The following is a 6468-nucleotide window of genomic DNA, read 5'->3' as shown; positions in this document are numbered from 1 at the left end:
TCGGCATATCCGGTCCGGATATAATTAAGGGAATCGATCAGGGCATTCGTAGAAGAGGCGCAAGCGGATACAGTCGAAAAATTAAGGCCATGCAAGCCATAGCGCATCGAGATGTGTCCCGGAGCGATGTCCAGGATCATCTTGGGAATGAAAAAAGGATTGAAGCGCGGCGTACCGTCACCATTGGCAAAGTTGCTTACCTCATCGAGGAAGGTCTTCAACCCGCCGATACCTGCACCCCAGATCACGCCGATGCGGTTGGTGTCTAGCTTGTCAAACTGCAGTGCGGCATCCGCAACGGCTTCGTCTGTAGCGGCCAACGCATAATGCACAAATGGATCTACTTTGCGTGCTTCCTTACGCTCCATAAAATCTTCGGCATTAAAACCTTTTACCTCACAGGCAAAGCGGGTTTTAAACTTCGAAGCGTCAAATCGGGTAATAGGAGCAGCGCCGCTTACCCCTTTAATTAGGTTATCCCAAAATTCCGGGACGGTATTCCCAATAGGAGTAAGCGCACCTAACCCTGTTACTACTACTCTTTTAAGCTCCATTTATTACGATTGGCCTAATGAATTTAGTTAGTTAACGTTTTTTTCTAAATAAGCGATTGCTTGTCCTACCGTGCTGATGGTTTCAGCTTGGTCATCGGGGATTGCTACGTTGAATTCCTTTTCGAATTCCATAATCAACTCCACGGTGTCGAGTGAGTCGGCGCCCAAATCGTTGGTGAATGAAGCTTCCGGGGTCACTTCGTTTTCGTCTACACCTAGCTTTTCAACGATGATTGCTTTAACTCTTGATGCGATATCAGACATGATTTTATAGTTTAATTGTTTAATAAATCTGTGCAAAGAAAAATAAATTTCGGCAAATAGTAAAACGTTTTTGATTTTCGCCGGTTAAACCGGCATTCCAGACCGCGCGGACCGCCCTGTGTAAAAGTCCTGTGCGCCCTGTTTTGGTGTTTATGTTTAATTGGTTGACTCCCCCTTAACTGCTGCGTCTGCAATACCATTATCTTTTTAGTATAATGCCATGCTAATCCTTTTTGTTTTTGTAATTTTGCGATGAATATAGAAAAATACTTTGAATAAAGTTACATTAAAATACGAATTAGACTTAGATTTCATCCTGATCGCGATCACCTCCTCCCTTAAAGATTACCGGTTATGCTACTTCATTAATAAGTATGCCGGATTGGATTTAGCCAAGGTCGACGACCACGAAATCTGGCTTTCTTCGTCCGAAGGGCATCGGTATTTTAGCCGATATGCAGCCCTTTCCGAGGCAACGGAGACGGAATATTACCTGTTGGCCAATCGGAGTGCGGAAGGCGGGGTACTTGTTCCCGAAATGAAACATTCGGATTATTTTTTTCTGGTGCGGAATTTTATCGATGAGGAAGACCTGGAAGCATTGCAGGAAGCCGTTGCGTCGATTCCGGAGGTTGTAGTCGCCAGCGAAATATCCCCCCAACGATTGAAATCCAAAGAAAATCTGATATTTTAGCCACGTAATTTAGAAAGTGTATCTTTCACACTCGGCATAGCTGCAGTAAAACGAATTGATTCAGCACATCACAACAGCGTGTGCAATTAAATAAAAAGGATATTACATGGAAAAGGTTCAAAAGCGAACTAAAATTGTAGCCACTTTGGGTCCGGCGTCAGCCAAAAAGGAAACATTAACCAGCATGATCGCGAAAGGGGTTGATGTATGCCGGCTCAACTTCTCGCATGGCAGCCAGGCTGACCACCTCGCCGTCATCAAAACCATTCGGGAAATCAGCAAAGAGCACCAGTTGAATATCGCCATCCTGGCCGACTTGCAGGGCCCTAAAATCCGGATTGGCAAAATGAAGGAAGGCGGCGCCATACTGCTCAATAATGCCGAAGTGGAGATCACGACCAACGAGCTTATCGGTAATGAGCAACGGGTGTACATTACCTATCCGGACTTTCCGAAGGATGTAAAAACGGGCGAGATCATCCTGCTTGATGACGGAAAAATACAGCTGCGGGTGCTGCATACCAATCATGTTGATACGGTACGGTGCGAAGTGGTACACGGAGGCGTGCTCACCTCGCGCAAAGGCGTAAACCTGCCAAACACCAAGGTTTCCATTCCCAGTCTTACCGAAGAGGATCTTGATAACCTCAGCTTTGTGCTTGAACACGATGTGGAGTGGATCGGGATGTCGTTTGTACGGACGGCGGACGATATCCGGCGGCTTAAGGAAATTATCAAGGATAAAAAGAAGACAGCGCGTGTCATCGCCAAAATCGAAAAGCCCGAAGCGATTGAAAACATTGACGAGATCATTTCCGTTACGGATGGAATCATGGTGGCCCGGGGCGACCTCGGTGTGGAAATGCCCATGGAAGACGTGCCGGTACTGCAAAAAATGATCGTTAAGAAGTGCCGCGACGCGGCAAAACCGGTGATCATTGCTACCCAGATGTTGGAGAGCATGATCACGACACCGCGGCCTACACGGGCTGAGGTAAACGATGTGGCCAATTCAGTGCTCGACGGTGCAGATGCGGTCATGCTCAGTGGCGAAACCTCGGTTGGGGAATTTCCGGAAATTGTCATTGAAACGATGAGTAAGATCATTGTACACGTCGAACAAACCTCTTATCCCTATTATATTGCAAAAAGACCCGAGCAGATCGTCGAATCACGGATACCCGATGCCATTTGCAGCTCATCGATCTACCTGGCCGAGAAGACTAATGCCTCGGCCATTGTGGCCATGACCTTTTCGGGGTATACCGCATTTGAAATATCCAGTTATCGTCCGAACGCCGATATTTATATTTTTACCGGCAATACGGTGTTGCTTAACACCCTCAGTCTGCTCTGGGGTGTCCGCACCTTTTTTTACGATAAATTCGAAAGCACCGATGGCAGTATCAACGACGTTAACTCGCTGCTGAAGGAGAAAAGGCTGGTGGATACCGGCCAGATCGTAATCAATACGGCATCCACACCATTACATAAAAAGGGGCGTACCAATACAATTAAAGTTACGGAAATGGAATAATCCCGTCTATGCAGCTGAATGCGGAACACTTTCTTACGTGGGTACAGGCCCGCCTGTATGCCTTAACCAACAGGGAAAAAGCGGATTTGATGAAGATCAAGACCGACCACCTGACCTATTTGGCGACGAAGGACCTGTTCAATCTGTACGACGCTGCTAAGTCAATAGAAAAAGCCGGAATTTCCGGCCTTTTTATTGAAGCGGGATGTGCGCTCGGGGGATCTGCCATTGCCATCGGCAAGGCGAAAGCTGTGCAGCGGCCGTTCCGGATATACGATGCTTTCGGCATGATTCCGCCACCGTCCGATAAAGACGATGCCGATGTACATGCCCGGTACCGGGAAATAAAGAACGGGCGGTCGCAGGGCATTGGCGGAAACCTGTATTACGGATATACCGAGAACCTGGAAACAGTCGTTGCAGCGAACCTGACCCGCCATCATGTGGCTCCTGAACCGAATAACATCAGCCTGATCAAAGGCTATTTCGAAAACACACTCACGATTAATGAACCCGTCGCATTTGCGCATATCGACTGCGACTGGTATGAATCGGTCATGGTATGTCTGCGGGAAATAGTGCCGAATTTGGTGGCGGGGGGGCGACTGATTTTTGATGACTATTACGAATGGTCGGGTTGCCGCCATGCCGTCGACGAATATTTTGGCGATAAGAAGGCGGGGTACCGGTTTATCCCAATGGGCCGGAAACTACATGTCACCAAAGCCGGCTAACACCGGCCATGACCTGCAATGCGCTGATTTGTTTCTTGTTAAAATATGTTAAAAGCTCCGTTTTGCCTTTAGGCTTGTGTATTTTTGTCTGGAATGAGGCATAAAAAAAGCATCGGCTTGATCATCGGCTTAATGACCATCGCACTGCTGGGTGTGGTGGCGATGCAGTATTTTTTCATCCGGCAGTCGTATATCCAGAAGGCCCAGTTGTTTGACGAGTCGGTAAATGCGGCACTTACCACGGTCGCATCGAAAGCTGAGAAGCGCGAGGTTATGGAGTTTGCCATGGCACAGCAGCATAAAAACCGGGAAAAGTACGAACGAGAACAGCGTCGGCTGAAGGAGCAGCTCCGGATTCAGACTGACATCGAGCACATGCGCGACCGGCAGGCGGAATATTACTTGGCCTTCAAGCAACAGGAGCAGGAGCTGTATGACCGTTTTCCGGTGGTGATACCCATCGAAAGCAACGAATTCTATGAAACCTATATCAAGGATGAGCGCAACCAGGAATTTTTGCAGGTTAACGTAGACGTCAACTCCGTAGCTGACGGCACCTTTCAGCGGAGCGATAATACGGTACGCGTGTACGCTACCAAGCCGGTGCCCATGCAGAAGGCAAAAGACGACAGCCTGCGTTACCTAATCATTCTCGGACAGCAACGATACGCGGCAAGGAGCCTCAATTACACGGTAAAGGCGCTCCCTCCCCGGAAGGACATTAAAATGGAGCGGCAGATCGACCATATGGAACAGCAGCTTAAATTGCTTCAGGCCAATACGTTGCTGGATACCATTGCCGTATTAAGCGGAAAAGACCCGCTGATGGTAGAGGGATTTGCCGCCGAGATCGAACTGGCTAAGCGTCCTTTTAATGAGCGGATTAATGCGGCATACATCAAAAATGAATTGCAGCGGGAACTGATAAAACGGGACATTCGATCGCCCTTTAACCTGGAAATCAAAAATAACAACCATACGGTATATAGTTTCGCCAGCTTCAGTGAAGTACAGCCGGCCTCGGAAAGTGTGTATTCGACAGCACTGTTCCAGGCCGACAGTGAACAGTCGCCCGGACGGCTTTCCATTTACTTTCCCAGCAAGAGCGCCATATTGATGAGTAACATGGCGGTTATGCTGTTTTCCTCCGTCGCCCTGCTCCTCGTACTGGTAGGTTGTTTTGCCTATACCATTTTTACGATGGTGCGGCAGAAGAAGATTTCGGAGATGAAAACAGATTTCATCAACAACATGACGCATGAATTCAAGACACCGGTTGCGACCATTATGATTGCAAGTGAATCATTGAAGGACCCCGAGATTTCGGCTGACCAATCCCGCCTACAGCGGCTGGCCGGCATCATATACGACGAAAACGTACGCCTTGGAAGCCATATTGAGCGGGTGCTTAATATTGCCCGGTTGGAGAAAGATAACCTGAAGCTGGAACATCAGGAGGTCGACATCAATGAACTGGCCCAAGCGGTGATTGACAGCATGGACCTGCAACTGCAAAAGCACGGGGCACAGGTCCATATGCACCTGGATGCCAGCGATGCAATTGTAGTGGGTGATGAGTTGCATCTTTCCAACGTTTTGTTTAATTTAGTGGATAACGCGATAAAATATAGCAAAGGTGATCCGGAGATCACCGTCAGAACCAAAACCATCGGCAAGCAATTAATGATTACCGTTACCGATAACGGTATTGGAATGAATAAAGACCAATTAGCAAAAATATTCGATCAGTTTTACCGGATTCCAACCGGCAACCGGCATGATGTAAAAGGGTTCGGTTTAGGGTTAAGTTATGTGAATGACATTGTCAAGCGGTTGGGGGGCAAGGTGCAGGTAAAAAGTGATAAGGATAAGGGAACCACATTCGATGTAATATTACCGCTTAAGGGATAGTATCACCGTTGCTCTACCCATGCAGCATGATCTTGTACGAACGATATGCAAAAAATTCTATTAGCTGAAGACGACCCCAACTTAGGTGATATCCTAAAGGACTACCTCGAGCTGAAAGGCAAATTCGGGGTAACGCTTTGTAAGGACGGCGATGAAGCCCTGCGCGAATTCAATAAAGGGGTATTTGACTTGTGTATCCTGGATGTTATGATGCCCCGGAAAGATGGGTTTACGCTGGGTCGTGAAATCCGGAAAACGAACGCCGATATTCCCATCATTTTCGCAACTGCGAAGGGAATGATGGAAGACAAGACCGAGGCATTCGGCCTCGGTGGCGATGATTACATCACCAAGCCGTTCCGCGTGGAAGAGCTGCTACTCCGCATCCAGGCATTGCTTAAGCGTGCATCCAGGGAAAAATCGACGGTGGAAGAAGAACTGCCGGATAATTTTGAGATTGGCGACTATTACTTCGATTATGTGGCTCAGCAGATTGCCTATAAGGGACATACGCAGAAGCTGTCCACCAAGGAAGCGGAGTTGCTGCGCTTGCTCTGCCTGAAAAAAAATGACGTGCTCACAAGGGAGGAGGCGTTACTTAAAATATGGCATGACGACAATTATTTCAATGGCCGCAGCATGGATGTCTTTTTAAGTAAGCTGCGCAAATACCTGCGCGATGACCCTAAAGTCGAAATCGTGAACGTACATGGCAAGGGATATAAGCTGCTGGTGAACTGATTGCGGCAAAAAATTTTGTGTAATTCAATCTTA

Annotated in this window: 7 protein-coding genes; 5 read left to right on the top strand and 2 right to left on the bottom strand. The window is 47.8% G+C overall.

What is annotated here, in order from left to right:
- Together ABWO75_RS04565 and ABWO75_RS04560 are read right to left on the bottom strand one after the other, a co-directional pair.
- Positions 1-554, bottom strand: a 554-nt coding sequence (locus tag ABWO75_RS04565; RefSeq protein WP_353183024.1) for a beta-ketoacyl synthase N-terminal-like domain-containing protein, incomplete at its 3' end; no start/stop codon positions are given.
- 27 nt (positions 555-581) lie between these two features.
- Positions 582-818, bottom strand: coding sequence for an acyl carrier protein (locus ABWO75_RS04560; RefSeq protein WP_079717265.1), 237 nt, complete (start codon positions 816-818; stop codon positions 582-584).
- Positions 819-1089: 271 nt separating this feature from the next.
- Between ABWO75_RS04560 and ABWO75_RS04555 the strand changes: the two genes are divergently transcribed.
- The 5 genes from ABWO75_RS04555 (at position 1090) to ABWO75_RS04535 (ending at position 6435) form a co-directional block, all read left to right on the top strand.
- Complete coding sequence (locus ABWO75_RS04555; protein WP_353183022.1) at positions 1090-1512, top strand: IPExxxVDY family protein; 423 nt, start codon at positions 1090-1092, stop codon at positions 1510-1512.
- A gap of 106 nt (positions 1513-1618) precedes the next feature.
- Positions 1619-3049 carry a pyruvate kinase gene (gene pyk, locus ABWO75_RS04550; protein WP_353183019.1) on the top strand — a complete coding sequence of 477 codons (1431 nt, stop codon included), beginning with the start codon at positions 1619-1621 and terminating at the stop codon, positions 3047-3049.
- An 8-nt stretch (positions 3050-3057) separates the two neighbouring features.
- The gene (locus ABWO75_RS04545; protein ID WP_353183017.1) at positions 3058-3783 is read left to right on the top strand and encodes a TylF/MycF/NovP-related O-methyltransferase; all 726 of its coding nucleotides are present in this window, start codon (positions 3058-3060) and stop codon (positions 3781-3783) included.
- Between the two features lie 93 nt (positions 3784-3876).
- On the top strand, positions 3877-5694 hold the full coding sequence (locus ABWO75_RS04540; protein WP_353183015.1) for a sensor histidine kinase: 1818 nt from the start codon (positions 3877-3879) through the stop codon (positions 5692-5694).
- A 45-nt stretch (positions 5695-5739) separates the two neighbouring features.
- A complete protein-coding gene (locus tag ABWO75_RS04535; RefSeq protein WP_353183013.1) occupies positions 5740-6435 on the top strand; it encodes a response regulator transcription factor in 696 nt (231 codons plus the stop codon).
- The last annotated feature ends 33 nt before the right edge of the window (positions 6436-6468 follow it).

Source organism: Parapedobacter lycopersici (assembly GCF_040395035.1).
Taxonomy (GTDB): Bacteria; Bacteroidota; Bacteroidia; order Sphingobacteriales; family Sphingobacteriaceae; genus Parapedobacter; species Parapedobacter lycopersici_A.
The sequence above is the reverse complement of the archived record's forward strand: the minus strand, read 5'-3'. Positions and strand labels throughout refer to the sequence as shown.

Bases quoted from the DNA above. Each gene is read 5' to 3' on its own strand.
- ABWO75_RS04545 (WP_353183017.1), top strand. From the start codon at position 3,058: ATGCAGCTGAATGCGGAACACTTTCTTACGTGGGTACAGGCCCGCCTG.
- ABWO75_RS04540 (WP_353183015.1), top strand. From the start codon at position 3,877: ATGAGGCATAAAAAAAGCATCGGCTTGATCATCGGCTTAATGACCATC.
- ABWO75_RS04560 (WP_079717265.1), bottom strand. From the start codon at position 818: ATGTCTGATATCGCATCAAGAGTTAAAGCAATCATCGTTGAAAAGCTA.
- pyk (WP_353183019.1), top strand. From the start codon at position 1,619: ATGGAAAAGGTTCAAAAGCGAACTAAAATTGTAGCCACTTTGGGTCCG.
- ABWO75_RS04535 (WP_353183013.1), top strand. From the start codon at position 5,740: ATGCAAAAAATTCTATTAGCTGAAGACGACCCCAACTTAGGTGATATC.